Source organism: Variovorax sp. Root434, from assembly GCF_001426595.1.
Classification (GTDB): domain Bacteria; phylum Pseudomonadota; class Gammaproteobacteria; order Burkholderiales; family Burkholderiaceae_C; genus Variovorax.
Window position 1 is genome coordinate 259616 of sequence record NZ_LMEK01000001.1, and the last position, 23933, is coordinate 283548.

Annotated in this window: 26 protein-coding genes; 15 read left to right on the forward strand and 11 right to left on the reverse strand. The window is 66.5% G+C overall.

All coding sequences use genetic code 11. From position 1 onward, the window contains the following. Positions 1-54 precede the first annotated feature (54 nt). Positions 55-900, forward strand: coding sequence for an RNase A-like domain-containing protein (locus ASD05_RS01205; protein WP_056586492.1), 846 nt, complete (start codon positions 55-57; stop codon positions 898-900). Between the two features lie 19 nt (positions 901-919). Continuing rightward, on the forward strand, positions 920-1198 hold the full coding sequence (locus ASD05_RS01210) for a contact-dependent growth inhibition system immunity protein (protein WP_056509888.1): 279 nt from the start codon (positions 920-922) through the stop codon (positions 1196-1198). A gap of 45 nt (positions 1199-1243) precedes the next feature. Here ASD05_RS01210 and ASD05_RS01215 read toward each other — a convergent pair whose 3' ends face one another. Beyond that, complete coding sequence (locus ASD05_RS01215) at positions 1244-1879, reverse strand: hypothetical protein (RefSeq protein WP_056586495.1); 636 nt, start codon at positions 1877-1879, stop codon at positions 1244-1246. Positions 1880-2008: 129 nt separating this feature from the next. Between ASD05_RS01215 and ASD05_RS01220 the strand changes: the two genes are divergently transcribed. Continuing rightward, positions 2009-2572, forward strand: a complete 564-nt coding sequence (locus ASD05_RS01220) for a putative glycolipid-binding domain-containing protein (RefSeq protein ID WP_056587754.1) — start codon at positions 2009-2011, stop codon at positions 2570-2572. A 19-nt stretch (positions 2573-2591) separates the two neighbouring features. On the opposite strand, the gene ASD05_RS01225 is transcribed toward ASD05_RS01220, so the two are convergent. Continuing rightward, a complete protein-coding gene (locus tag ASD05_RS01225) occupies positions 2592-3545 on the reverse strand; it encodes a GlxA family transcriptional regulator (protein WP_056586500.1) in 954 nt (317 codons plus the stop codon). A gap of 109 nt (positions 3546-3654) precedes the next feature. Between ASD05_RS01225 and ASD05_RS01230 the strand changes: the two genes are divergently transcribed. Continuing rightward, complete coding sequence (locus tag ASD05_RS01230) at positions 3655-4659, forward strand: SLAC1 anion channel family protein (RefSeq protein WP_056586503.1); 1005 nt, start codon at positions 3655-3657, stop codon at positions 4657-4659. A gap of 3 nt (positions 4660-4662) precedes the next feature. Here the strand turns inward: ASD05_RS01230 and ASD05_RS01235 are convergent, their stop codons facing one another. Beyond that, a complete protein-coding gene (locus ASD05_RS01235) occupies positions 4663-5520 on the reverse strand; it encodes a class I SAM-dependent methyltransferase (RefSeq protein ID WP_056586506.1) in 858 nt (285 codons plus the stop codon). A gap of 78 nt (positions 5521-5598) precedes the next feature. On the opposite strand from ASD05_RS01235, the gene ASD05_RS01240 reads away from it, so the two are divergent. Then, positions 5599-6024 carry a helix-turn-helix domain-containing protein gene (locus tag ASD05_RS01240; protein ID WP_056586509.1) on the forward strand — a complete coding sequence of 142 codons (426 nt, stop codon included), beginning with the start codon at positions 5599-5601 and terminating at the stop codon, positions 6022-6024. On the opposite strand, the gene ASD05_RS01245 is transcribed toward ASD05_RS01240, so the two are convergent. Then, positions 6025-6807 carry an IclR family transcriptional regulator gene (locus ASD05_RS01245; protein WP_007830371.1) on the reverse strand — a complete coding sequence of 261 codons (783 nt, stop codon included), beginning with the start codon at positions 6805-6807 and terminating at the stop codon, positions 6025-6027. Positions 6808-6994: 187 nt separating this feature from the next. On the opposite strand from ASD05_RS01245, the gene ASD05_RS01250 reads away from it, so the two are divergent. The 8 genes from ASD05_RS01250 (at position 6995) to ASD05_RS01285 (ending at position 14408) form a co-directional block, all read left to right on the forward strand. Next, positions 6995-7882, forward strand: a complete 888-nt coding sequence (locus ASD05_RS01250; RefSeq protein WP_056586512.1) for an amidohydrolase family protein — start codon at positions 6995-6997, stop codon at positions 7880-7882. Further along, positions 7879-9393 carry a sugar ABC transporter ATP-binding protein gene (locus ASD05_RS01255; protein ID WP_056586515.1) on the forward strand — a complete coding sequence of 505 codons (1515 nt, stop codon included), beginning with the start codon at positions 7879-7881 and terminating at the stop codon, positions 9391-9393. The genes ASD05_RS01250 and ASD05_RS01255 overlap by 4 nt, the downstream gene beginning before the upstream one ends. 17 nt (positions 9394-9410) lie before the next feature. Then, complete coding sequence (locus ASD05_RS01260; RefSeq protein ID WP_056586517.1) at positions 9411-10448, forward strand: ABC transporter permease; 1038 nt, start codon at positions 9411-9413, stop codon at positions 10446-10448. A gap of 35 nt (positions 10449-10483) precedes the next feature. Further along, on the forward strand, positions 10484-11437 hold the full coding sequence (locus ASD05_RS01265; protein WP_056586520.1) for an ABC transporter substrate-binding protein: 954 nt from the start codon (positions 10484-10486) through the stop codon (positions 11435-11437). Between the two features lie 21 nt (positions 11438-11458). Beyond that, the gene (locus ASD05_RS01270) at positions 11459-12736 is read left to right on the forward strand and encodes an L-fuconate dehydratase (protein ID WP_056586523.1); all 1278 of its coding nucleotides are present in this window, start codon (positions 11459-11461) and stop codon (positions 12734-12736) included. Positions 12737-12754: 18 nt separating this feature from the next. After that, complete coding sequence (locus ASD05_RS01275; protein WP_056586527.1) at positions 12755-13531, forward strand: SDR family oxidoreductase; 777 nt, start codon at positions 12755-12757, stop codon at positions 13529-13531. Between the two features lie 29 nt (positions 13532-13560). Beyond that, a complete protein-coding gene (locus tag ASD05_RS01280; protein WP_056586530.1) occupies positions 13561-13890 on the forward strand; it encodes an L-rhamnose mutarotase in 330 nt (109 codons plus the stop codon). 77 nt (positions 13891-13967) lie between these two features. Beyond that, positions 13968-14408, forward strand: coding sequence for a helix-turn-helix domain-containing protein (locus ASD05_RS01285; RefSeq protein ID WP_056586533.1), 441 nt, complete (start codon positions 13968-13970; stop codon positions 14406-14408). Positions 14409-14431: 23 nt separating this feature from the next. On the opposite strand, the gene ASD05_RS01290 is transcribed toward ASD05_RS01285, so the two are convergent. The 6 genes from ASD05_RS01290 to ASD05_RS01315 all read right to left on the reverse strand — a co-directional run bounded on the left by ASD05_RS01290 (position 14432) and on the right by ASD05_RS01315 (position 21040). Continuing rightward, positions 14432-15001, reverse strand: a complete 570-nt coding sequence (locus ASD05_RS01290; RefSeq protein ID WP_162248877.1) for a spore coat protein U domain-containing protein — start codon at positions 14999-15001, stop codon at positions 14432-14434. Beyond that, positions 14965-17277, reverse strand: coding sequence for a fimbria/pilus outer membrane usher protein (locus ASD05_RS01295; RefSeq protein WP_056586539.1), 2313 nt, complete (start codon positions 17275-17277; stop codon positions 14965-14967). Before ASD05_RS01295 ends, ASD05_RS01290 begins: the two co-directional genes overlap by 37 nt. A gap of 37 nt (positions 17278-17314) precedes the next feature. Then, positions 17315-18145: a molecular chaperone gene (locus ASD05_RS01300; protein WP_082571932.1), complete on the reverse strand. Its 831-nt coding sequence runs from the start codon at positions 18143-18145 to the stop codon at positions 17315-17317. Positions 18146-18158: 13 nt separating this feature from the next. Next, complete coding sequence (locus tag ASD05_RS01305) at positions 18159-18665, reverse strand: spore coat U domain-containing protein (protein ID WP_056586545.1); 507 nt, start codon at positions 18663-18665, stop codon at positions 18159-18161. A 218-nt stretch (positions 18666-18883) separates the two neighbouring features. After that, complete coding sequence (locus ASD05_RS01310; protein WP_056586547.1) at positions 18884-20041, reverse strand: alpha-hydroxy acid oxidase; 1158 nt, start codon at positions 20039-20041, stop codon at positions 18884-18886. 114 nt (positions 20042-20155) lie between these two features. After that, positions 20156-21040 (reverse strand): LysR substrate-binding domain-containing protein, encoded by an 885-nt coding sequence (locus tag ASD05_RS01315; protein WP_056586550.1) that lies wholly within the window; start codon positions 21038-21040, stop codon positions 20156-20158. A gap of 119 nt (positions 21041-21159) precedes the next feature. On the opposite strand from ASD05_RS01315, the gene ASD05_RS01320 reads away from it, so the two are divergent. Next, positions 21160-22821 carry an L-lactate permease gene (locus tag ASD05_RS01320; protein ID WP_056586554.1) on the forward strand — a complete coding sequence of 554 codons (1662 nt, stop codon included), beginning with the start codon at positions 21160-21162 and terminating at the stop codon, positions 22819-22821. Here ASD05_RS01320 and ASD05_RS01325 read toward each other — a convergent pair. Then, positions 22799-23407 carry a TetR/AcrR family transcriptional regulator gene (locus ASD05_RS01325; protein ID WP_056586557.1) on the reverse strand — a complete coding sequence of 203 codons (609 nt, stop codon included), beginning with the start codon at positions 23405-23407 and terminating at the stop codon, positions 22799-22801. The two genes, ASD05_RS01320 and ASD05_RS01325, sit on opposite strands and share 23 nt — an antisense overlap. Positions 23408-23492: 85 nt before the next feature. On the opposite strand from ASD05_RS01325, the gene ASD05_RS01330 reads away from it, so the two are divergent. After that, on the forward strand, positions 23493-23915 hold the full coding sequence (locus tag ASD05_RS01330; RefSeq protein ID WP_056586560.1) for a DUF1348 family protein: 423 nt from the start codon (positions 23493-23495) through the stop codon (positions 23913-23915). The last annotated feature ends 18 nt before the right edge of the window (positions 23916-23933 follow it).

A 23933-nucleotide genomic window follows, 5' to 3' on the forward strand; every position in this document is an offset into this window, starting at 1 on the left:
AGAATGCGCCCGATTGCAGATGGACCCTCCGATGGCATGGGAAAGGGAAATGGCATGGACGACGAAGTCGAAGGCTTGAGCATCGCGCTGACGCCGGTGCAGATGGCCGCGGTGCTGGACGGGCAGGACGTGCCCGAATCCGCGAGCTGGAGCAACCGCCTCTGGGGCACCGTGGGGCTGGTGGGCGGTGTCGTGGAACTGGTCGGCGCCGGCGTGCTCTGCGTCGCACCCGAACCCACGATGGTGACCAAGGCCGGCTGCGTGGTGCTGGGCGTGCACAGCTTCGACACCATGGCCACGTCGGGCCGCCAGATCTGGACCGGCACGCCGCAGCGCACGGCCACCGCCGTGACTGCCAGCTCGGCGGCCGAGGCGCTGGGTGCTTCGCGCGACACAGCCGATGGCATTGGGCTTGCGGTGGATGTGGCGGTTCCGCTGGTCGTGGCAACCGGGCTCGTCGCGTCGCGTGTGATCGCGGTGCGCGCCAGCAGGTTTCGCCTGGAGCCGGTCGACCTGTTGCGGCATGAAGGACCAGTAGGCACAAAGATCGGCGGCCACGCGATCCGGGAACATGTCGGCAAGACCGAGGCGGAACTTTTCCAGCGATTGGTGAACAAGCCATCGCTGCCCAAAGTGTCGTCGTTCCACAATCTCGACATCGCGGAGCGCGCCATCAGCGCCACTGTTCGTGCCAACGCCAGAGCCATCAAGGCGTGGTCGCGCTCGGCCGCAGTGGGCTCCAAGCCCATGGCGTTCGAGCACAACGTGGGCAGCGTGGTGGGCATCGGCGTGCAGCGGGGCAGCACCGCCGTCAGTCAGCTGAGCAAGGTGCGCGTGATCCTGAACATGAAGAGCTACAACGGAATGCCGTACTACATACTGACGGCGCACCCCATTTGAAACCAGCAGCCGAATCGCCATGAAGCGCTACGAACTCATCGAGAACCTCACCGAGGTCTACTTCGGCCAGGATTACGATTATTTCGGCGAGACCGGTGCCGAAGTCATGGCCGAATACCGGAAAGCCTGCACGCCCGCCGAACTTGAGGCGTTGCGCGTCGAGATCGTCGATTTCATGCGCTCGCACCCGGACCTGGAAACCGACTTCCCGCGCCGGTTCGAGCGCCCCGCCCAGCCGGAAGACTTCGGATCCACCATACGCGAGTTCCTGGAAAACGTGCTTGCCGCATTGAAATAGCAGCGCGCGCCCCATCTGATTGTCTTGTCCGCGGCGCGGGCAATTTCAGCGCAGATCAAGTGCCCCGGCCGGTTGCATCTCGCCACCAGGCCACGCCTGCGGTCCAAGCTCTTTCGCAAGATAGGCCACGAGCTTCGCGGTGCGCTCGCGCAGCGGGGCAATGCGGGCCTGCACGCCGGCCCTGGGCAGCGCAATGGCCTGGCCGGGTTCTTTGGAGTCGGGGTCGCTTTCGCGGATGTAGAGCGTGCCGTTGCGAGCCCACACCTCCACCGCCCAGCCCTGGTCCTGGTCGTCGTAGATATTGCCCTCGTCGTGCCCGACCACGGCGCCGAGGAAGTGGTCCATGGAAGAGAAGGTGTCGTACCAGGGGAAGGACAGGTGCACGTCCGCCTCCTCGTTGTCGAGCCGCAGGTCCATCCAGAAATACTGGCGCACCTGGTGGAGTTTCAATGCGTGCTGCCGGGCCAGCGCGGCCACCTGGGCGTAGTACGCGGCAAGTTCCGCCTCGTGCCCGACGGCCTCCGAGGTGCGCACCCGCAAGCGCTCGGCGCGCTGGAATTCCGGCAACGCGAGCGGCTCGGGCCGCTGGTACGGCGCAGCGTTGAACGCATCCCACAAATGAAACGCGATCTCGGGCTCCAGCGAGTCGATCGGCTTGGCATCGGCGAACCACGGTTCCACTTGCGCGCTCCTCTGAATGGTCGAGCGGACGATGTTAGCCCGCGCCGAGGAGCGTGTGCCGACTTCCACCTGCGGGCGCCACGGGTCATAGCTTGCGCAGTGCAGCATGCCGGTGCCATCATCCGCGCCATGCAAACCGTCGCCTCCATCCTCTGGCGCAGGCTCGATGTACCCGGCCACGACGCCTGCCGTCTCGAACGCAATGCCTCGGCCTGGCAACTCGATGGCGCGGCCGTATTCCGGCTGGAAGACGGCCGCAACGGCCAGCTGCACTACCGCGTGCGATGCGACCTGCACTGGCACACCCAATGGGGCACGGTGCGCGGCTGGCTCGGCGATTCGGCCGTCGACCTGTCGATCGCCCGCGACGCGCACGGCCGCTGGAAGCTCAACGACGAGGCGGTGCCCGACCTGTCGCACTGCGTCGACCTCGACCTGGGCTTCACGCCCGCCACCAACCTGCTGCAGCTGCGCCGGCTCAACCTGGCGAAGGGCGAGGGCGCCGACGCGCCGGCGGCCTGGGTCGACCTCGACGGCGGCGGCGTGCTGAGCGAGCTGATGCAGCGCTACGAGCGGCGCAGCGACACCGAATATGCCTACGAGGCGAAGCGCTTCGACTATGCGGCGACGCTGGGTGTGACGGAAGACAGCTTCGTGCGCGACTATCCGCGGCTCTGGGTCGCCGAAAAGTAAGGCCGCCCGGGTGTCGTCGTCAGCTGGCGAAGCGCCTGCGGTATTCCACGAGGCTCACGCCCAGGCGGCGGCCGAACGCGCGCCTGAAGCCGTCCACGTTCGCATAGCCCACCGCGTCGGCCAGCCGCTTGGCCGGCAGGTCTGATTCCTCGGCCATGCGGCGGGCGGCGTCGATCCTCGCATTCTCGACAAACTCCGCCGGCGTGGTTCCGGTTTCGTCGCGGAAGATGCGCGCGAAGTTCCGCTCGCTCATGCCCGCGCGCAAGGCGAGGGCCGGCACGGAGAGGTCGTCCTTGAGGTTTGCGAGCACATGGTCCTGCACCTCGCGCATGCTGGAGCGCTCCGAGGTCTGTGCCGCCAGGTGGGCGCTGAACTGGCTTTGGCCGCCGGGCCGCTTGAGGAACATCACCAGCTGGCGCGCCACGCTCAGCGCGAGGTCGCGGCCGTGGTCTTCCTCCACCATGGCCAGCGCGAGGTCCATGCCGGCCGTGACCCCGGCGGAGGTGAAGAGCTGGCCGTCCCTCACGTAGATCGCATCCGACTCGACGGTGGCGAGCGGGTAGTCCGAAGCGAGTCGGCCGGCGAGCTTCCAGTGGGTGGCCACGCGCTTGCCGTCGAGCAGCCCGGTGGCGGCCAGCACGAAGGCGCCGCTGCACACCGAGCCGTAGCGCCGCACAGTGCGCGCCTGGCGCCGCAGCCAGTCCTGCAGCTGCGTGTCGGCCGCCATGTCCTCCACGCGGGGGCTGCCCGCGACGAGCAGGGTGTCGATGGCGCTGCGATGCGTGGCCACCGTGGAATCGACGCCCAGCCGCAGCCCGCCGCTGCTCTTGAGCATGCCTTCGCCGGTGGCTATCACCTGGACGTGATAGGCACGCCGGTCGCCCAGCTGCTGCGATGCCTCGGCGAAGACGTCGGCAGGCCCGGCCACGTCGAGCAGCTGGAAACGGGGAAAAGCGAGGATGGCGACGCGCATGGCAGACAAGGCCCCGGGATTGGCGGAAAACGCCGTGAGTTGGTGGAAACGACGACTGGAGTCTGGCGGAAAATACCAACTAATGCAAATTCAGCCAAGGGCGTCCAACATGCAAAACCAAGCTCTGAATCCTTCTTCACCTGCCATTGCGTCGATCGCGCCTCGCGCGGAAGCCTCCGTGCGCAACCTCCCGGTCAACCTCTTCGCCTCGGTGATGGGCCTTACCGGACTGGCCCTCGCATGGCGGCTCGCGCACGACAGCCTGGGTGCGCCGGCCATCATCGGCGAGGCCGTCGGGGCGTTCGCGCTGGGCGTCTTCGTGCTCATCTCGATGGGCTACCTGACAAAGCTCGTGAGGCACCCGCAGGCGGTGCAGGCGGAATTCCTTCACCCCGTGGCGGGCAACTTCTTCGGCACCATCGCGATTTCCATCCTGCTGCTGTCGGCCGTCGTGGCGCCGTACAGCACGCCGCTGGCGCACCTCGCGTGGACCGTGGGGCTGCTCGCGACCCTGGTGCTGAGCTTCGTCGGACTGTCGAGGCTGCTGAAGGGGCAGGTGGATGCCTCGCTCGCCGTGCCGGCCTGGATCCTCCCGGGCGTGGCCACGCTCGACATTCCCGTCACCGGCGCGCACATGCCGATGGCATGGGCGCCAGAACTCAATCTGGCCGCCAGCGCGATCGGCGCGGTGCTGGCGCTCGTGCTCTTCACGATGGTCATCGGCCGGCTGGTGCATCGCGACCCGCTCGCTCCCGCCATGGAGCCGTCGCTGATGATCCTGGTGGCGCCCTTTGCGGTGGGCTTTCTCGCGTACACCAACATCGTCGGCGAGATCGACCGCTTTGCCTCGCTGCTCTTCTACTTCGGCCTCTTCATGTTCGCGGTGGTCGCGCCGAAGGTGTTCCGTCGCGGCGCCACGTTCTCGCCGAGCTGGTGGGCGATCGGCTTCCCGGTGGCTGCGCTCGCCAACGCCGCGCTGAAGTACGCCGGGTCGCGCGCGAGCGAGCCGCTCTGGGTGATTGCCGTGGCGCTGCTGGTCGCGCTCAACCTGGCGCTGGCGGTTCTCACGGTGAAGACCGTGCGGATTGCGCTCAATGGGAAGCTGTTCGCCTGAGCCTCAGGCAGATGCGTTCGCCCCGCGCGCAACGACCATCCAGCAGGCCGCAGTCAGGCGGACCTCGTCGCCATGCACATAGGGCTCGAAGGCGGTGCGCACCGTGTCGATGACCTGCACACGCGTGCGCTCGTCCGCCTGCTGAAGGGCAAGGCCGACGGGACCGAGCCGGCCCAGGTAGCCGAGCAGCGCCGTCTCGGACATCGTGCAGGGCACGTCGATGGGCTGGATGTCGATGCCGGCCCAGCCGCTCTCTTCGAGGATCGCCTGGACCCGCTGCCTGTCCGCGAAGGCGAACTGGCCTGGCGCGTCCGGCCGGCGGGCAGGGAGGTTCGGCAGCAGTGGTGCGGCGGCGCGCTCCGCGGTCGTCATGAACGGGTTCTCCGCCGCACTGCGCCAGGCGATGAACCGCAGCTCGGCACCTTCTCTCGCGGCCCGTAGCAGGTTCGCGAAGGCCTGCACGGGGTCGTCGAAGAACATGACGCCGAAGCGCGACATGATGCGGTCGAAGCTTGCGGGCCCCAACGCGTGGGTCTGCGCATTGGCGCAGATGAAGCGCGCCGGCGTGCCTTCGCGTTCGGCGCGGATCCGGGCGGCGGCGATCATCGGCTCCGAGATGTCGATGCCGACACAGCCACCTCCGCTGCCGTGCCGCCGCGCGACGGCGAGCGTGGTGCTGCCCGTGCCGCAGCCAACGTCGAGCACACGGCTCGCGGGGTTGGCGGACACCGCTTCGACGAGCAGGTCTTCGAGCGGCTGGAACAGATGGTCGAGCGTGGCCTGCGCGTCGACCCAGGCGCGCCCGGCCAGGCCGTTCCAGAGCCTGCCCTGTTCGTCGCCGGGCTGTCGTGTGGCTTCCATGGTCGTTTCCTTTTGCTTGCCTTCAGGAGGCGGAAACCGCACTATGCAAGTTCAAGTCGACTTGAGGTCAAGAGGGCGATGAAGCATCTGGATATCGGCGAGGTCGCGCAACGCTCCGGCGTGCCCGCCTCCACACTGCGCTACTACGACGAAAAAGGCCTCATCGCCTCCACAGGCAGGCAAGGCCTGCGCCGCCTGTTCGATCCCGGCGTGCTGGAGCGGCTCGCGCTGATCGCGCTCGGGCGTGCCGCCGGCTTTTCGCTGGACGAGATTGCGCGCATGTTCGGGCCCGACGGGCAGCCGCGCATCGACCGGGTGATGCTCACGGCCAAGGCGGAAGAACTCGACCGCACGATCCGCAGCCTGAGCGCCATGCGCGACGGCCTGCGGCACGCCGCTGTGTGCCGCGCGCCCAGCCACATGGAATGCCCGACCTTTCGCCGCATCCTAGGAGCTGCGGCGTCCGGGGCCATCGGCGGGCGAAGGAAGAAGGCCCCGAAGTAGTCAGGCTGCGTTCGCCATCAACGACAGGTCGCGCGCCGCCTGCAGCATCAGCTCGCGCGCGCGGTCCAGCGACGGAATCGCATGGCGGTCGATGCGCCGGATGTACGGCGTGGTGAGCACCGCCAGCGCATGCCCGTGCGGGCCGAAGATAGGACACGAGATGTCGATCACGCCGAAGTACTGCAGGCTCTCGCGCTGCCGGTAGCCCGTGGCGCGCACCGCTTCGAGCATGTGCTCCAGCTCGTCGGGCGGGATCTGCACCTCGCCGTCGAGCGCCACGTGCTCGGCCACCATCTGCCGGCGCCGCTCGTCCGATTCGCAGGCCAGCAGCACCTGGCCTGAACCGGTGTCGAGCAGGTTCACGCGCGTGCCGGGCCGCACCGTCATGCTGCTCGCCGCCGGGCTGTTGACCTGCGCCACGATCTGCACGTTGCCCCGGTCGTACACGCCGAGGTGGCAGGACTGCTCGGCTTCCTTCACGTAGCGATCCATCACCGGCAGCGCCTGCGTGACCAGCCGGTGGTTCGGCGGGTAGCGGTGCGCCAGGTCGAACATCTTCAGGCTCAGGCTGTAGCGGTCGCCGGCGAGCGAGCGCAGCACGTACTGGCGCGCCACCAGCCGTTCGAGCATGCGGTAGATCTCGCTCGGGCCGCGGTCCAGCGCTTTCACGATCTCGCCGCGCGTCAGGCCCTCGGGCTGGTCTGCCAGCAGTTCGAGGATGTCCAGGCCCTTGTCGAGCGCGGGTGCGCGGTAGCGGTCCTGGTCTTCGGTCGGCTTGCTCAAGATGTCTGGATGGATAGATTTGTTCACGTATGAATTTCAACAGCAGACCCATCTTTTTGCAAGTTTGGTTCTACGGGTAAGCACTCATCAAGTGGGCTTGACGCCAAAAGTTCGTCTGTAAATACTCTGTTCACAAATGGACTAAGAGACAAGACCTTCGGCAGGCCCCTCGCCGCCCGCGACCCACATGATCCAGCGCATCGACTCGCATCAGCATTTCTGGCGGCCCGCGCGCGGCGACTACGCGTGGCTGCGTGCGGACGTGCCCGCCCTGGCGCCGCTGGTGCGCGACTTCCTGCCCGAGCATCTCGCGCCGCTGCTGCAAGCACATGGCATCGGGCGGACCGTGCTGGTGCAGGCGGCCGACTCGGAAGCCGAAACGGATTTCATGCTCGAACTGGCCGCTGCGCATGACGTGGTCGGCGGCGTGGTCGGCTGGGTCGACCTGAGCCGGGCCGAGTCCGTCGCGTCGCTGGAGCGAATGGCGGCGCACCCCAAGTTCAAGGGCGTGCGGCCGATGCTGCAAGACCTGCCCCAAGACGACTGGATCGCGCACGCGCCGCACCCCGACGTGCTGCGGGCCATGGTGCGCCTGGGGCTGCGCTTCGATGCGCTCGTGACGCCGCGGCACCTGGCGCCGCTGCTGCAGTTCCTGCGCGAATGGCCGCAACTGCCGGTGGTGATCGACCATGCGGCCAAGCCGCCCGTGGGCAGCGCCGATGGCGAAGTCATCGCTGCGTGGCGCCGTCAGATGCGCGAGATCGCGGCGCTGCCGCAGGTCTGCTGCAAGTTCTCGGGCCTCTGGACCGAGGCGCCGCCCTCCATGCACCGCGATGCGGATGTCGTCACCTATGCCGTGCGACCGCTGTGGGAGCACCTGCTCGAATGCTTCGGCCCCGATCGCCTCATGTGGGGCAGCGACTGGCCCGTGCTCACGCTGGCCGGCGACTACGCGGGCTGGATCGCCCTCAGCGAGGCCTGCATCGGCAGCCTCGCGCCCGGCGAGCAGGCCCATGTGTGGCACGGCACCGCGCAGCGCTTCTACAACCTGCCATTGCATCGGGAAAACCCATGACGCAACCCATCGTCGTCCTGCGCGACCTGAGCAAGTCCTTCGCCGGCGTGCGCGCGCTCGACAAGGCGCAGTTCGACCTGCTGCCCGGCGAGGTGCACGCACTCATGGGCGAGAACGGCGCGGGCAAGTCCACGCTGATGAAGGTGCTGGCGGGCGTGTACCGCAAGGACTCGGGCGAGGTGCTGCTCGACGGCCAGCCCGTGGACATCGCGAGCCCGCGCGCGGCCCAGGCGCTGGGCATCGGCATCATCCATCAGGAGCTCAACCTGATGAACCACCTGAGCGCCGCGCAGAACATCTTCATCGGCCGCGAGCCGCGCGGGCGCCTGGGCCTCTTCATCGACGAGGAAGCGATGTGCGCCGAGACGCAGCGCATCTTCGAGCGCATGAACCTGCGCCTGGACCCGCGCACGCCCGTCGGCGAGCTCACCGTGGCCAGGCAGCAGATGGTGGAGATCGCCAAGGCGCTGTCCTTCGACTCGCGCGTGCTCATCATGGACGAGCCCACCGCCGCGCTGAACAACCAGGAGGTGGCCGACCTGTTCCGCATCATCGGCCAGCTCAAATCGCAGGGCGTGGCCGTCGTCTACATCTCGCACAAGATGGACGAGCTCAAGCGCATCGCCGACCGCGTGACCGTGATGCGCGACGGCCAGTACATCGCCACCGTGCCGATGGAGGCAACGCCGATGGACTCGCTCATCGCGATGATGGTGGGCCGCCAGCTCACCGAGGTGGAGAACGACTTTCCCGACACCGCGGGCAACGAGATCGTGCTCGAGGCGCGCGGCATCACGCGCGGCACGATGGTGCGCAACGCGAGCTTCGTGCTGCGCCGTGGCGAGATTCTCGGCTTCGCGGGCCTCATGGGCGCGGGCCGCACCGAACTCGCGCGCGCCGTGTTCGGCGCCGACCGCATCGACGCGGGCGAGGTTTTCGTGCACGGCAAGAAGGCGCACATCAAATCGCCCGAAGACGCGGTGGCCTGCGGCATCGGCTACCTGTCGGAAGACCGCAAGCACTTCGGCCTGGCCACCGGCATGGACGTCGAGACCAACATCGCGCTGCCGAGCATGAAGAAGTTCTTGTCGATGGGCCTGTTCATCGACCAGGCCGCCATCGAGGCGGCCGGCGAGCGCTACGTGAAACAGCTCAGCATCAAGACCCCCTCGGTGCGCCAGCAGGTGCGGCTGCTGTCGGGCGGCAACCAGCAGAAGATCGTGATCGCCAAGTGGCTGCTGCGCGACTGCAGCGTGCTGTTCTTCGACGAGCCCACGCGCGGCATCGACGTGGGCGCCAAGGCCGAGATCTATCGCCTGCTCAACGAACTGGCCGCGCAGGGCAAGGCCATCGTGATCATCTCTTCGGAGCTGCCCGAGATATTGCGCGTGAGCCACCGCGTGCTCGTGATGTGCGAAGGCCGCATCACCGGCGAGCTTGGGGGGCGCGAAGCCTCGCAGGAAAAGATCATGCAGCTCGCCACCCGGCGCGAAGCTGCCGCCACCGCATGACGACTGGAGACAACCCCTTGACGACCCCCACCGCCACCACCGCCGCGACGACCACCGATGCACCGGGCTTCTCGCTGAAGGCGCGGCTCTTTCGGCCCGCCACGCGCCAGAAGTTGCTGGCCTTTGCCAGCCTCATTGCGCTGATGGTGTTCTTCAGCTTCGCGTCGCCGCAGTTCCTGCAGACCGACAACCTCGTGAGCATCCTGCAGTCGACTGCCGTGAACGGCGTGCTCGCCATCGCCTGCACCTTCGTCATCATCACCGCGGGCATCGACCTCTCGGTGGGCACGCTGATGACCTTCTGCGCCGTCATGGCCGGCGTGGTGCTCACCTACATGGGCATGCCGCTCGCGCTCGGCATCGCGGCCGCGATCTTCTTCGGTGCGCTGGCCGGCTTCGTCTCGGGCGTGCTGATCGCCAAGCTCAAGATCCCGCCCTTCATCGCGACGCTGGGCATGATGATGCTGCTCAAGGGCCTGTCGCTGGTGATCTCGGGCACCAAGCCGATCTACTTCAACGACACGCCGGACTTCCCGGCGATCTCGCAGGATTCGCTCATCGGCTACTTCATTCCGTCGCTGCCGATCCCGAATGCGGTGCTGATCCTGTTCCTGATAGCGATTGCCGCGAGCCTCGTGCTCAACAAGACCATCCTCGGGCGCTACACCTTCGCGCTCGGCAGCAACGAGGAGGCGGTGCGCCTGTCGGGCGTGAACACCGACTTCTGGAAGATCGTGGTGTACACGGTGAGCGGCGGCATCTGCGGCATCGCGGGCCTGCTGATCGCCTCGCGGCTGAACTCCGCACAGCCCGCGCTCGGGCAGGGCTACGAACTCGATGCGATTGCGGCCGTGGTCATCGGCGGCACCTCGCTCAGCGGCGGCACGGGCACCATCGTCGGCACGATCATCGGCGCCTTCATCATGAGCGTGCTGACCAACGGCCTGCGCATTCTCTCGGTCGCGCAGGAATGGCAGACGGTGGTCACGGGCGTGATCATCATCCTGGCCGTGTACGCGGACATCCTGCGCCGACGCAGCAGCAGCAAGCAGTGAACCACCCGGATTTCCACAACCACAGGAGACTTCGCATGATCCAGAGAAGAGCAGTCGCAACCACGCTCGGTGCAGCCCTCATCGGCCTGTCGGGATTCGCACAGGCACAGCAGGCGCAGGAGATCTACATCCCGCTCGTGTCCAAGGGCTTCCAGCACCAGTTCTGGCAGGCCGTGAAGTCGGGCGCGGAGCAGGCCGCGAAAGACCTGAAGGTGAAGGTCAGCTTCGAGGGCCCCGAGACCGAGGCCATGGTCGACAAGCAGATCGACATGCTCTCGGCCGCGCTCGCCAAGAAGCCGCAGGCCATTGGCTTCGCCGCGCTCGACAGCCAGGCCGCGATTCCGCTGTTGAAGAAGGCGCAGGCCGCGAAGATCCCGGTGGTGGCGTTCGACTCGGGCGTGGACAGCGACATTCCCGTGACCACCACCACCACCGACAACAAGGCCGCCGCCGCGCTCGCCGCCGACAAGATGGCCGAAATGATCGGAAAGTCGGGCGAGGTGGCGCTGGTGGTGCACGACCAGACCAGCCGCACCGGTGTCGACCGGCGCGACGGCTTCGTCAACCGCATCAAGTCGACCTACCCGAACATCAAGATCGTGAGCGTGCAGTACGGCGGCGGCGACCAGTTGAAGTCGACCGAGATCACCAAGTCGATCCTGCAAGCCTCGCCCAACCTCAAGGGCATCTTCGGCGCCAACGAAGGCTCCGCCATCGGCGTGGTCAATGGCGTGAAGGAGATGAAGCGCAACGGCAAGGTCGTGATCATCGGCTACGACTCGGGCAAGCAGCAGAAGAACGCGATCATGGACGGCAGCATGGCCGGTGCCATCACGCAGAACCCCGTGGGCATGGGCTACAAGACAGTCGAGATGGCGGTGAAGGCCATCAAGGGCGAGAAGCTGCCGAAGGTGGTCGACACGGGCTTCTACTGGTACGACAAGACCAACATCGCCGACCCCAAGATCGCCTCCGTGCTGTACGACTGATCGCGTGCCCGCGAAGACCCCATGACCATTGTTCGCTCCATGCGCGTGCTCGACGTGCGCTTTCCGACCTCGCAGCATCTGGACGGCTCCGATGCGATGAACCCCGACCCGGACTACTCCGCGGCGTACGTCGTGCTTGAAACCGACCAGCCGGGGCTCGAAGGCCACGGCCTCACATTCACCATCGGCCGAGGCAACGAGATCTGCTGCGCGGCCATCGAGGCGATGCGCCATCTGGTCGTGGGGCTCGACCTGGCGTGGGTGGCCGAGGACATGGGGCGCTTCTGGCGCCACATCACTTCCGACAGCCAGCTGCGATGGATCGGTCCCGACAAGGGCGCGATCCACCTGGCCACCGGTGCCGTGGTCAATGCGATGTGGGACCTGTGGGCCAAGTCCGAGGGCAAGCCCGTGTGGCAGTTGGTGGCCGACATGAGTCCCGAGGAACTGGTGCGCTGCATCGATTTTCGCTACATCACCGACTGCATCGGGCCCGATGAAGCGCTGGCGCTGCTGCGCGAGGCCGCCGTCGGCAAGGCCGAACGCATCGCCACGCTGAAGGCCGAGGGCTACCCCTGCTACACCACCTCGGCCGGCTGGCTCGGCTACTCCGACGAGAAGCTGCGGCACCTCGCGCAGGAGGCGGTCGATGCGGGCTTCAACCACATCAAGCTCAAGGTGGGGCGCGACCTGCAGGACGACATCCGTCGCCTGCGCGTGGCGCGCGAGGTGCTCGGGCCCGAGCGGCACCTGATGATCGACGCCAACCAGGTCTGGGAGGTCGGCCAGGCCATCGACTGGGTGCGGCAGCTGGCGTTTGCCAAGCCGTGGTTCATCGAGGAGCCCACCAGCCCCGACGACGTGGAGGGCCATCGCAAGATCCGCGAGGGCGTCGCGCCGGTGAAGGTGGCCACGGGCGAGATGTGCCAGAACCGCATCATGTTCAAGCAGTTCATCATGCGCGGCGGCATCGACGTGGTGCAGATCGACGCGTGCCGGCTCGGCGGCGTGAACGAGATCCTCGCGGTGATGCTGATGGCCGCGAAGTACAAGCTGCCGGTGTGTCCGCACGCCGGCGGCGTGGGGCTGTGCGAGTACGTGCAGCACCTGTCGATGATCGACTACCTCTGCATCTCGGGCACGCGCGAAGGCCGCGTGGTCGAGTATGTGGACCATCTGCACGAGCACTTCGTCGAGCCCTGCGAGATCCGCAACGCGGCGTACATGCCGCCGAAGGGCGCGGGCTTCTCGATCACGATGAAGCCGCAGTCGCTCGAGCAATACCGTTTCCGCGGATAGAGAAAGGCACCGCGTAACATGGACCTGAAACTGAAAGACAAGGTGGTGATCGTCACCGGCGGCGGCAGCGGCATCGGTGCGGCCATTTCGATGACGCTGGCGCAGGAGGGCGCGGTGCCGGTGATCTGCGGGAAGAATCCGCTCGACGCACCGTTCGAGGAGGCGCTGCGAGCCTTGCAGCCGCGCGCGCGCTTCTTCCAGTTCGAGCTGATGGAAGAGGCCGCCTGTGCCAAGGCCATTGCCGACACCGCCGCGGAGTTCGGTCGCATCGACGGCCTGGTCAACAACGCGGGCGTGAACGACAGCGTGGGGCTGGAGGCGGGGCGCGAAGCCTTCGTCGGTTCACTCGAACGCAACCTCGTTCACTGCTACGTGATGGCGCACTATTGCCTGCCGCACCTGAAGGCGAGCCGAGGCGCGATCGTCAACATCTCGTCGAAGACGGCCGTGACGGGGCAGGGCAACACGAGCGGCTACACGGCGGCCAAGGGCGCGCAGTTGTCGCTCACGCGCGAGTGGGCTGCGTCGCTGCTGGAAGACGGGGTTCGCGTGAACGCGGTGATTCCGGCCGAGGTGATGACGCCGCTGTATCAACGGTGGATTTCCGCATTCGACGAACCCGACCGAAAGCTCGCCGAGATCACCGACAAGATTCCGCTCGGCCGCCGCATGACGACGCCGCAGGAGATTGCAGACAACGTCGTGTTCCTGCTGTCGGAGCGGGCCTCGCACACCACCGGGCAGTGGGTGTTCGTGGACGGTGGGTATACGCACCTGGACCGGGCACTGACCTGATCTATTTCCTGATTTGACTGGAACGACCCATGCGCCATTTCCTGGCTCTCGATTTGAAAGACGATCCCGCATTGATCGCCGAATACGAGGCTTATCACCGCGACATCTGGCCAGAGGTGCGAGCGCATCTGCATGCGCACGGCGTAACGGGCATGGAGATCTACCGGCTCGGCACGAGAATGGTGATGTCGATGGAAACGGACGATGCGCACTACGACGCCCGGGCCATGGCGCTTGCAACGCAGAACAATCCAAAGATTCGGGAATGGGAAGAACTGATGTGGAAGTTTCAGGCACCCACGCCCTGGACACCCGAAGGAGAGAAGTGGACGGAGATGGCCAGGATCTTCTCGCTGTAATCAAAAGATTCAAATTTCGATTCCGGGGAAATTAATAATCTTTCCCGCCGCTTACATTTGGTCGGCACAATGCCGCCATGCCAAATATCGCGTCCATCCTTAAATCCGAAATCTCCCGCGTCGCCCGCAAGGAAGTCCGCGCGGAAATCGAATCCCTCAAGAAGGCATCCGTCCAACACCGGTCCGCCATTGCCGCGCTGCGTCGGCAGGTGGTTGCGCTGGAAAAGGAACTGCGCAACGTTGCCAAGGGCTCCGCCCGCAGTGCACGTGCAAGCGAGCCCGATGAAGAGGGAGACGGTGGGCCGAAGCGCCGGTTCAGCGCTGGTCGGTTGGCTGCACATCGCACGAAGCTGGGTATTTCCGCCGCGTCTTATGGACAGCTGGTGGGGGTGTCCGGCCAGACCATCTACCACTGGGAACAAGGCAAGGCCCGCCCGAGGGCTGCGCAGCTGGAGAGCCTGGCTGCCGTGCGCGGGATGGGGCGGCAGGAAGTGGCGCAGCGACTGGAATCCAACTAGCTGCAGAGCCCTTCTTTCGGGGCTCAGTAAGTCACGGTCACCGTGATGGTGTCGGTATAGCTTCCTGGCGCTGCCGTGTATTGGCCCACAGGTATGCGGCCGTAAACGGTATGCGTGGTGCTGGCGCTCGCGTTCCCGTTGAACCCCACCGAGGCAGAGGCGCTGCCCGACACCGTGTCGGTCGCCCAGACCGTCCCGTACGTCGAACTGGTGTAGAGGTTGTAGTTGAGGACATAGCTGCCGTAGCTCATGTAGCGGCTTGTGGTCGTTCCCGAGTTCCCGCCACTCAGGCTGACCGTATAGCTCAAGGTATCGGTTCCGAGGATGCGCCCTGAAAACGTAGCCATCACCGTGACGGTGCCGGTCGTGGTCGTGGCGCTCGTTGTGCCCGCGCTGTAGTTGCCGAAGCTCAGGGCCGTCGCGCTGACGGTGGCGGAGCAGTTCAGCGTTCCCAGTCCCGATCCCGAGCACGTCGCATGTGCCGATGCGGCGCACAGGGCGCCGATCAGTCCGGCAGCGCATGCCGGCCACCAGCGGAATGGCCGGGGCATCGCGCTCAGCGTGCCGAGGGCGCAGGCATTTTTGTTTCGCATGTGTAGGGCCCGATCTGTGGCAAGGCGCCGGTGGTCGGAATGGGGCCGACCGTGAAACTGCAATGGCCATTGCGCCATCTCGCCTCGAAGCGTTCGCCCGCGCGGGGGCGCTCGAGCTGGAGCGTGCCGCCGTAGCCGGTGATCAATGCGAAGGGGCGGTCCTCGCCGGTGACGTCGATGCCCGCCGGCAGCGGCGAGGCGTCGGGCAGCAGAATCTGCATGGTGGCAATCGGGTCGCGCGCGATGTCGAAGGTGGCCGCCGCAACGCCCTTGTACGAAGGCACGACCTGCAGCACGTCGGAGTGCACCTGCGCCGAAATCGGCAGGTCGCCGTTGTCCACGCTGATCTTGTTCAGCTCATAGGCACGCAGCCCGGTCACGAGAGCGCGGCCCTCGCTGTCGGTCGTCGTCGCCGGATTGTTCTCCCTGTAGACCTTGATGCCCGGCGCACCGGGCACGGTCACCAGCGCAAATCCGTCGCTGGACGACTGCGCCGCGAAGAACATCCCCGACGTGTAGCCCAGTGAGCCCTCGGCAAGCAGCCTGGCGCTGGTTTCGTTGTCGAGGTTCACGGCCTGCGCGGTAAGGCTCGCATAGGGAGCCCGCCAGGTGGCTTCGGCCTGGGCGCGTTCGGTTTCGCCGTGTGCGGCAATGACGCGCCAGCCCCAGCCCTGGTCGCTCGGCGCCGCCTGGTTGACGTCGATCGTGGTGGTGGTCTTGTCGTTTTGCCGGTTGGCGGAGGCCGATGCGGTTTGCCGGTCGCCCAGCGGAAGGGTCAGCGTGAAGCCTGCCGACGCGACATGCTTGCGATTTGCCGTGGCGCTCGAGTCGGTGCGCGCCACATAGGTGTTCAGATAGACGCTGCCGAACTGGATCGAATGATTGAGCGACAGCACCTTGGCCTCGTCGCCACCGCTGTAGCGCAGCGCTGTGTAGGCCAGGCCCAGGCTGCCAAGGCTGCGGCCAAGGGATCGCCCAACGAACAGCTGCGTTTGCCCGGTGGTATGCGTCTGGCTGTCCAGCCAGGCAACCTGCATGAAACCTGCGCTGGCGGATTGCCGGCTCGCCGAGAAGCTCCAGTCGGGTGCGATGTGCGCGAACGAAACACGCCCGAGCCTGCCGCTGCCCGCGTCTTGCGTGCGGCTGGCTGCGCCGTGCAGCCCGAACTCTCCCAGCGGTGCCCACACCCAGCTCAGGCCGGTGCCAGCCACTTGAATGCGCGCGCCGGTCTCGCCATGCAGTTCCATGGTGGCTGTCTCGCTGAGTCCGCGGCGCCAGTTGCCGGAGGCGAACAGGCTGCCGTAGTCATTGCTCTGAAGACCGTAGTTGAGCCGGGTCCACCCGAGGTTGACCGAGTAGTCCGACAAGCCTGAGCGCAGCAGATTGGTGCTCACGTAGTAAGGCGTCTTGACGGTGCGCCGCACGCCGAGCGCGTCGGACACCGCGAAGCTCATTTCGCCGGCGCCGGTGAGCACCGGCACGTTGCCCAGGGAGAACGGACCGGAATCGACCTGCCCCTGATAGTGCAGTGTGTTGTTGACGTAGGCCTCGAGCGTCGATGCGACGGCCGATCCGCCTGTGAGCGACGGCACCGGATAGCCGATGTAGCCGGGGCTCAGGCCGAACTGGGTGCCGAACTGCACGCCGCCGAAGCGCGACGGCGTGGACCATGCGGCGTTCTGCGTGATGCCGTCGCCGATCGTCAGCCGCGTCAGGCGGTCCGAATCGTCGTGGCGGTAGTAGCTTTCGAGCCGCACCATGCGGCTGAGCGAAGAAGCGCCGGTCGCATTCTGATAGGCCGACTGGCCGACGAGCATGCTGTTCGCGAGCAGCCCCCAATGGCCGGACACCGTGCTGTCGAGCAGGCCCGATGCGGCGGTGCCGTTGCTGTCATGCTGCAGCGCGACGCTGTAGTTGAGGAAGGCGGCATTCACGGCGGGCGTCAACGGCGGCCGGCTCGCGGCCTTGCTGTCGAGCGTGCGGGGCACGAATGCCGTCACCGGCAGACGCACCTGCGCGGTCTGCGTGCTTTCTTCCAGCGTCACGCTGCCGTCGGGCAAGGCGGCGGGGTCGTAGTAGTCGGTTCCTTCGACAGTGGCGACCGCCTGTGCGGGAACGACGACGCGCCAGGCCTGCAGGTCGGCGCGGCTGAACAGGAGCTTGCCGTCGTGCCGCAGCGCCGAGCGGGCAGGGCCTTCCGCCGCGCCATTGACTTCGACGTCGATAATCAGCGGGGTGAGCGCCCGCTCGTCCGTGCCGGCCTGGGCCTGCGCCATCTGCGCCGCCGGCAGCCAGCAAGCGAAAGCGAGCAGGCTACGGAGTCGCGGCTGTCGCACCGGGCACTTGCAGGAAGACGGGAGGAAGCGGCGCCTCGGAGTCCGCCTGAGCCTCGAACTGGAGCCTGGTGCCCGGGGGCAGCGGAGGCAGTGCAACCGGCAGCGCCGCGCTCTGCTGTGGCAAGGCGTAGACCGACATCCGCTGGCGCAGCAACTCGCGGCCGTCCGCATGGCGCACGGTGACCTGCGTGACCTGCAGATGCTCGCGCCCGAGGTTGTCGATCGTCAGCGCCGGCGCGGATGCGGCCGGCTGCGCGCCGGCGTCCGGCGCACGCAGGTGCCACGCGACCGAAGGCGCTCCCGCCGGGGACGAGGGAGGCACGAAGATCGGAAGGACCAGTTGCAGCAGCGTGCGCAGTTCGGAGCCTGTCCCATTGCCGTCGGAGGGCGCCCTGTCGCGCGGCAGTTGCCGCAAGAAGATGCGGTAGCTGCGCTCCTCGGCCAGAGCGGGCGCCTGCAGGCCGAGGCGCACGATCTGGCGGCCCCCGGCCGGAATGCGGAAGATGGCCGGATTGACCAGCACTTCGCGCGTCGGCGCATGGACATCCTGGCGATCCTTCTGCGACCAGCTCATGACCTCGGCCTGCATCGCGATTTCGTCGGCGCCGTCGTTGGTCACGACCAGCGAAGCAACCGGCCGCTGGGGCTGCAGCACGACCCGCACGGGAGCTATCTGGATGCTGGCTGCCCCGACGTCGAAAGAAGCGGCCAGGCCGGCCATCGCCACCAAGCCGAGGATGAATGCCGCGCACGGCGGGAGACGGCGCGTGGCCCTTCCCGCCATGAGCCTCTGGCCAAGCTGAGACATGGACCGGCGACGCTCAGTAGGTGAGGGTCAGGGTGATGGTGTCGGTGTAGTCGGTTGCCGGTGCCACTGCGTACTGGGCGGCCGGGATCTTGCCGTAGACCGTGTAGGTCACGGCAGAGCCGGTGCCGGTGTAGTCCGTTCCGGTCGTGCTGTTGCTCCAGTTGGTCGCGTACGAAGAATCCTTGTAGAGACCGTACGACAGGCTGTTGTACCCGGATGCCGCGGTTGCGCTTGTCATGGCCCGGCTAGTGACCGAGCCGCTGCTGCCCGCACTCATGCCCAGCGAGTAGGTGGTGCCGTAGGTGCACTGCACGGTGAACGAAGTCGTGCCGGTGAGGGCCGTGCCCGGGGTGAAGCTGCCGAACGCAAGCGTGTCGGGCGTGGCCATGGCGCAGGAGCTGAGCACCGTGGCCGTCACCTTGAAGGTCGTCGTGGCCGTCGTGGCATGCGCACACTGGAGCGGCACGGCAAGCGCTGCGAGGACCATGGCGATGCCGCCACCAAATTTCGAGATATTCATACAAGCCCCAAGAACAAACAGTGGATATCGGAAAAGAACTCCGGATGGCTCCGGCCCAAATCGCACCGATCATTCAAGGGGCAGCTGGCAATGGCTTGCTGCCTGGTTCGACACGACCGCCTTTGCGATCAGTCGAGTAAACCTAAAGAGTTAGCAGAAAAGTAGCAGATCTCTAAGGAAAAGCTTCAGGGGCGGTGGGTGTAAACCATTGCCGGGGCTCAGAACGTACCCGGCAGCAGGATGCTCGAATCGACCTCGTCGATGTTCGTGCGGCCACAGAAGGCCATCGTGATGTCGAGTTCCTTGTGGATGATCTGCAGCGCGCGCGTCACGCCTTCCTGGCCGTAGGCGCCCAGCCCATACAGGAAGCTGCGGCCGATCATGGTGCCGCGCGCGCCCAGCGCGCGGGCCTTGAGCACGTCCTGTCCGCTGCGGATGCCGCCATCCATCCACACCTCGATCTCGCTGCCCACGGCCTCCACGATGGCCGGCAGCGCGGCGATAGACGAAGGCGCGCCATCGAGCTGGCGGCCGCCGTGGTTCGACACGATGAGCGCATCGGCGCCGCTGCTCGCCGCGAGGCGCGCGTCTTCCACGTCCATGATGCCCTTGAGGATCAGCTTGCCGCCCCAGAGCTTCTTGATCCACTCGACGTCCGCCCAGCTCAGCGCCGGGTCGAACTGCTCGGCGGTCCACGACGACAGCGACGACAGGTCCTTCACGCCCTTGGCATGGCCCGCGATGTTGCCGAAGGTGCGGCGCTTCGTGCCCAGCATGCCCATGCACCAGCGCGGCTTGGTCGCGAGGTCGATCAGGTTCTTGATGGTGGGCTTGGGCGGCGCGGTCAGGCCGTTCTTGATGTCCTTGTGGCGCTGGCCGAGGATCTGCAGGTCGAGCGTGAGCTGCAGGGCCGTCACGTTGGCCGCCTTGGCGCGCTCGATCAGGCGCTCGATGAAGTCGCGGTCCTTCATCACGTAGAGCTGGAACCAGAACGGATGCCGGTCGGTGTTCGCGGCGATGTCTTCCAGCGAGCAGATGCTCATGGTCGACAGCGTGAACGGAATGCCGAAGGCCTTGGCTGCGCGGGCGCCGAGGATCTCGCCGTCGGCATGCTGCATGCCGGTGAGGCCGGTGGGCGCGATGGCCACGGGCATGGCGGTTTCCTGGCCGACCATGGTGGTGCGGGTGGAGCGGCCTTCCATGTTCACGGCCACGCGCTGGCGCAGCTTGATCTTCTGGAAGTCGCTCTCGTTGGCGCGGTAGGTTCCCTCGGTCCATGCGCCGGAGTCGGCGTAGTCGTAGAACATCTTCGGCACGCGCCGCTTGGCGATCACCCGCAGGTCTTCGATGCTGGTGATCTTGGAAAGGTCGGACAAGGGCTGTCTCCTGAGCGGTTCTTGTGGGGGGACGAAAGTGAATCGGCCATTATGGGCAGGGGCCCTGGCGTCCCATCTGAAAAAAGCCGGCCCCGCAACTGAAAATAATTCAGTTCAGTGGCGCAGTGCCTCGCGCAGCCATTCGACGAAGGTCGCGCATTCCCGGCGCTCCATCGCGCCGGGCCGCCAGCACAGGAAGTAGGCGTTGGGCGAGGGCACGCTACGCGGCGACAGCCGCACGAGCCGCCCGCTGTCCAGCCATGCGCTGCCCAGCCGCAGGTGCATCAGCACCACGCCGAAGTCTTCGGCCGCTGCGTCGAGCGCCAGCCCCAGGTCGTTGAACTGGTGGCCCGTGGCCGGCTCGGGCAGGCCCACGCCACAGGCCTTGAACCACGTGCGCCATGACTCCAGCGGCGTGCGCAACAGCTGCGCGCGCGACACCTCGGCATCGGTGGCGAAGCCGTCGAAGGGACCGTGGCGCTTCAGGTAGGCGGGGCTGCACACCGGCGAGACCTCGTCGGCCAGCAATTGGACGAACTCGCGATCGTGAAAGGGCCCGGTGCCGAAGCGCAGCTCGATGTCGGCCTCCTCGACCGTGGTGTTGCGCACCGGCGTGGTCACCTGAAGCATCAGCTCGATGTTCGGATACGCATCGCGAAACCGTGCGAGCCGCGGCAGCAGCATCTGGCGCGAGAAGGTCGGCGTGACCGCCACGCGCAGCCGCCGCACCTGCGATTCGGGCTCGTGGCCGGGCACCTGCTGCAGCGCCGCGATGGCCTCGCGCACGCGCGCCAGGTAGGCCATGCCGTCGGCGCTGAGGCCGAAGTCGCCGCCCACGAAGAACTTGAGGCCCAGCAGCAGTTCGAGCTGGCGGATTCGATGACTCACCGCGCTGGGCGTCACGCTGAGTTCGTCGGCGGCAAGGTTTACGCTGCGAAGGCGCGCGACAGCCTCGAAGGCCTGCAGGCCCTGGGTCGAGGGGAGACGCGGAGAAACCATCTTTTGTCGGCGAAGGGAGGGGGTTAGGATGGTAGCGAACGCTCTCGGTCACTCCTGGCGGACTCGCTTTGCCTCGCGTTGCCGGCTCAAGAAGATTCCAACAACAAGGAGACAGGCGCATGGTCTGGCAACAGGTTTACAACCCGTTCGGCAACATGATCGTATCGACGGCACTGGCCGCGATACCGGTGGTGGTGATGCTGGTGTGCCTCGGGCTCCTGCACGTCAAGGCGCACTACGCGGCGGGGCTGGGCCTGCTGAGCGCGGTGGTCATCGCGGTGTTCGCATTCGGCATGCCGGCCGACATGGCGGGCAAGGCGGCCTTTCTGGGTGGGCTCTCCGGCCTGCTGCCCATCGGCTGGATCGTGCTGAACATCATCTTCCTGCAGCAGCTCACGCAGCAGAACGGCAGCTTCCAGATACTGCAGGACTCCATCGCCGGCATCACCGAAGACCGGCGCCTGCAGCTGCTGCTCATCGCCTTTGCCTTCGGCGCCTTCTTCGAGGGCGCGGCGGGCTTCGGCACGCCGGTGGCCGTCACGGCCGCCATCCTCATCGGGCTGGGCTTCTCGCCGCTCGCGGCCTCCGGGCTCTCGCTCATCGCCAACACCGCGCCGGTGGCCTTCGGCGCATTGGGCACGCCGGTCATCACGCTGGCCAAGGTGCATGGCTACGACCTGATGGCGGTTACCGCGATGATCGGGCGGCAGCTGCCGTTCTTCTCGCTGCTGGTGCCGTTCTGGCTCATCTGGGCCTTCGCGGGGCGCAAGGGAATGATGGAGGTGTGGCCCGCCATCCTGGTGACGGGCGTGTCCTTCGCGGTTCCGCAGTTCCTGGTGTCGAACTACATCGGGCCGGAGCTGGTGGACATCATCGCGGCCATCGTGTCGATGGTGTGCCTGGTGCTGTTCCTGCGCGTGTGGAAGCCGAAGAATATCTGGACCTCGGTATCGCTCAAGGGGCACGAGGCCGACAGCGGCGAAGCCGGTCCGGCCGTCGCGCCCACGAAGCATTCGAGCGCGGCGGTGATCCGCGCCTGGACGCCGTGGCTCATCCTCACCGTGTTCGTGTTCATCTGGGGCCTGCCGGTGGTGAAGACCTGGCTCAACGCCATCTTCGCGCCGAGCTTCCCCATCGACGGTCTGCACAACATGATCGAGAAGGTGGCGCCCGTGGTGCCCAAGCCTACGAAGGAAGGCGCGGTGTACCAGCTGCTGCTGCTCTCGGCCACGGGCACGGGTATCCTTGTCTCGGCCATCGTGGGCGGGCTGATCATGAAGTACAACCCCATTCAGCTCGTGGCCGCCTACGGCCGCACGCTGTGGCTGGTGAAGTTCTCGCTGCTCACCATCGTGCTGATGCTCGCGCTGGGCACGCTCACGCGCTACTCGGGCCTCGACACCACGCTGGGGCTGGCCTTTGCCAACACCGGCATGTTCTATCCCTTCTTCGGCACGCTGATGGGCTGGCTGGGCGTGGCGCTCACGGGGTCGGACACCGCATCGAACGTGCTCTTCGGCGGCATGCAGAAAGTGGCAGCCGACCAGCTGGGCCTGAGCCCCAACCTCATGGGCGCGGCCAACAGTTCGGGCGGCGTGATGGGCAAGATGATCGATGCGCAGTCGATCGTGGTGGCCTCCACCGCCACGCGCTGGTTCAACCACGAGGGTGAGATCCTGCGCTACGTGTTCTTCCACTCCATCGCGCTGGCCTGCCTCGTGGGCCTCTACGTGACGCTGCAGGCCTATGTGTGGCCGTTCACGGCGATGGTCGTGAAGTGATCGAATCGCCCAGCGCCTGAAGCAGCCGGCGCAGGTCGCCGACCGCTTCGCGCGCCACCGCCGCATCGCCCATCTGCGCCTTGACGATGGCGCCGTCGACACCCAGCGCGGCCGCCTGCGCGATGGCCATGCGCCGCGGCCCTCCAAGCGCTTCCGGCAGCAGGCCGGCGATCACCTCGACCATCTCGCGCTTGTGCCCGCGCGCGATGTCGCTGGCGCCCGCCACGCTCGTGCCCACCTCCACCACCGAGTTGATGAACGCGCAGCCGCGGAACACCGGGTCGGCGAACCACTCGGCCATGACGTCGACCAGTATTTCCAGCGCCTGACTGTCGCCGATGCGCCGCTGCGCCCCGCGGCGGCCGAGTGCATCGACGAACCACGCCATCCACAGGCCGTGCCGGTGGTCGAGAAAGGCGCGCACCAGGCCGTCCTTCGACGGGAAGTGCCGGTAGAAGGTGACCTTGGTGACGCCCGATGCGGCAATGACGCGATCGATGCCGGTGGCGCGGATGCCGTCTGCGTAGAAAAGGTCGTGCGCTGTGAGCAGGATGCGCTCGCGCGCGGGCAGTGCGGAGATGTCCATGGCGCGATTGTAGGCATGTAGACAGGTCTGTCTACATGTGGCACATTGCGGCGCATCCCCTTCATCACAGCACTGAAAGATCTCCATGGAATCCCGCCCGCCGCTACCGCCCTTCACCCTCGAATCCGCCACCCGGAAGGTGCAGGCCGCCGAAGACGCCTGGAATTCGCGCGACCCCGTGCGCGTGAGCCTGGCCTACACACCCGACACCGAGTGGCGCAACCGCGCCGAGTTCGTCAACGGCCGCGAGCAGGTCGTGGATTTTCTTTCGCGCAAGTGGGTGCGCGAGCTCGACTACCGGCTGAAGAAACAGCTGTGGGCCTTCATGGACAACCGCATCGCGGTGCGCTTCGAGTACGAATGGCACGACGACGCGGGCCAGTGGTATCGCAGCCATGGCAACGAGAACTGGGAGTTCGCGGAGAACGGGCTGATGCAGAAGCGCTTTGCGAGCATCAACGACCAACCCATTGCCGAGTCGGACCGCAAGTTCCACTGGGCACGTTGACCGGGGTCTTGCTCCTTC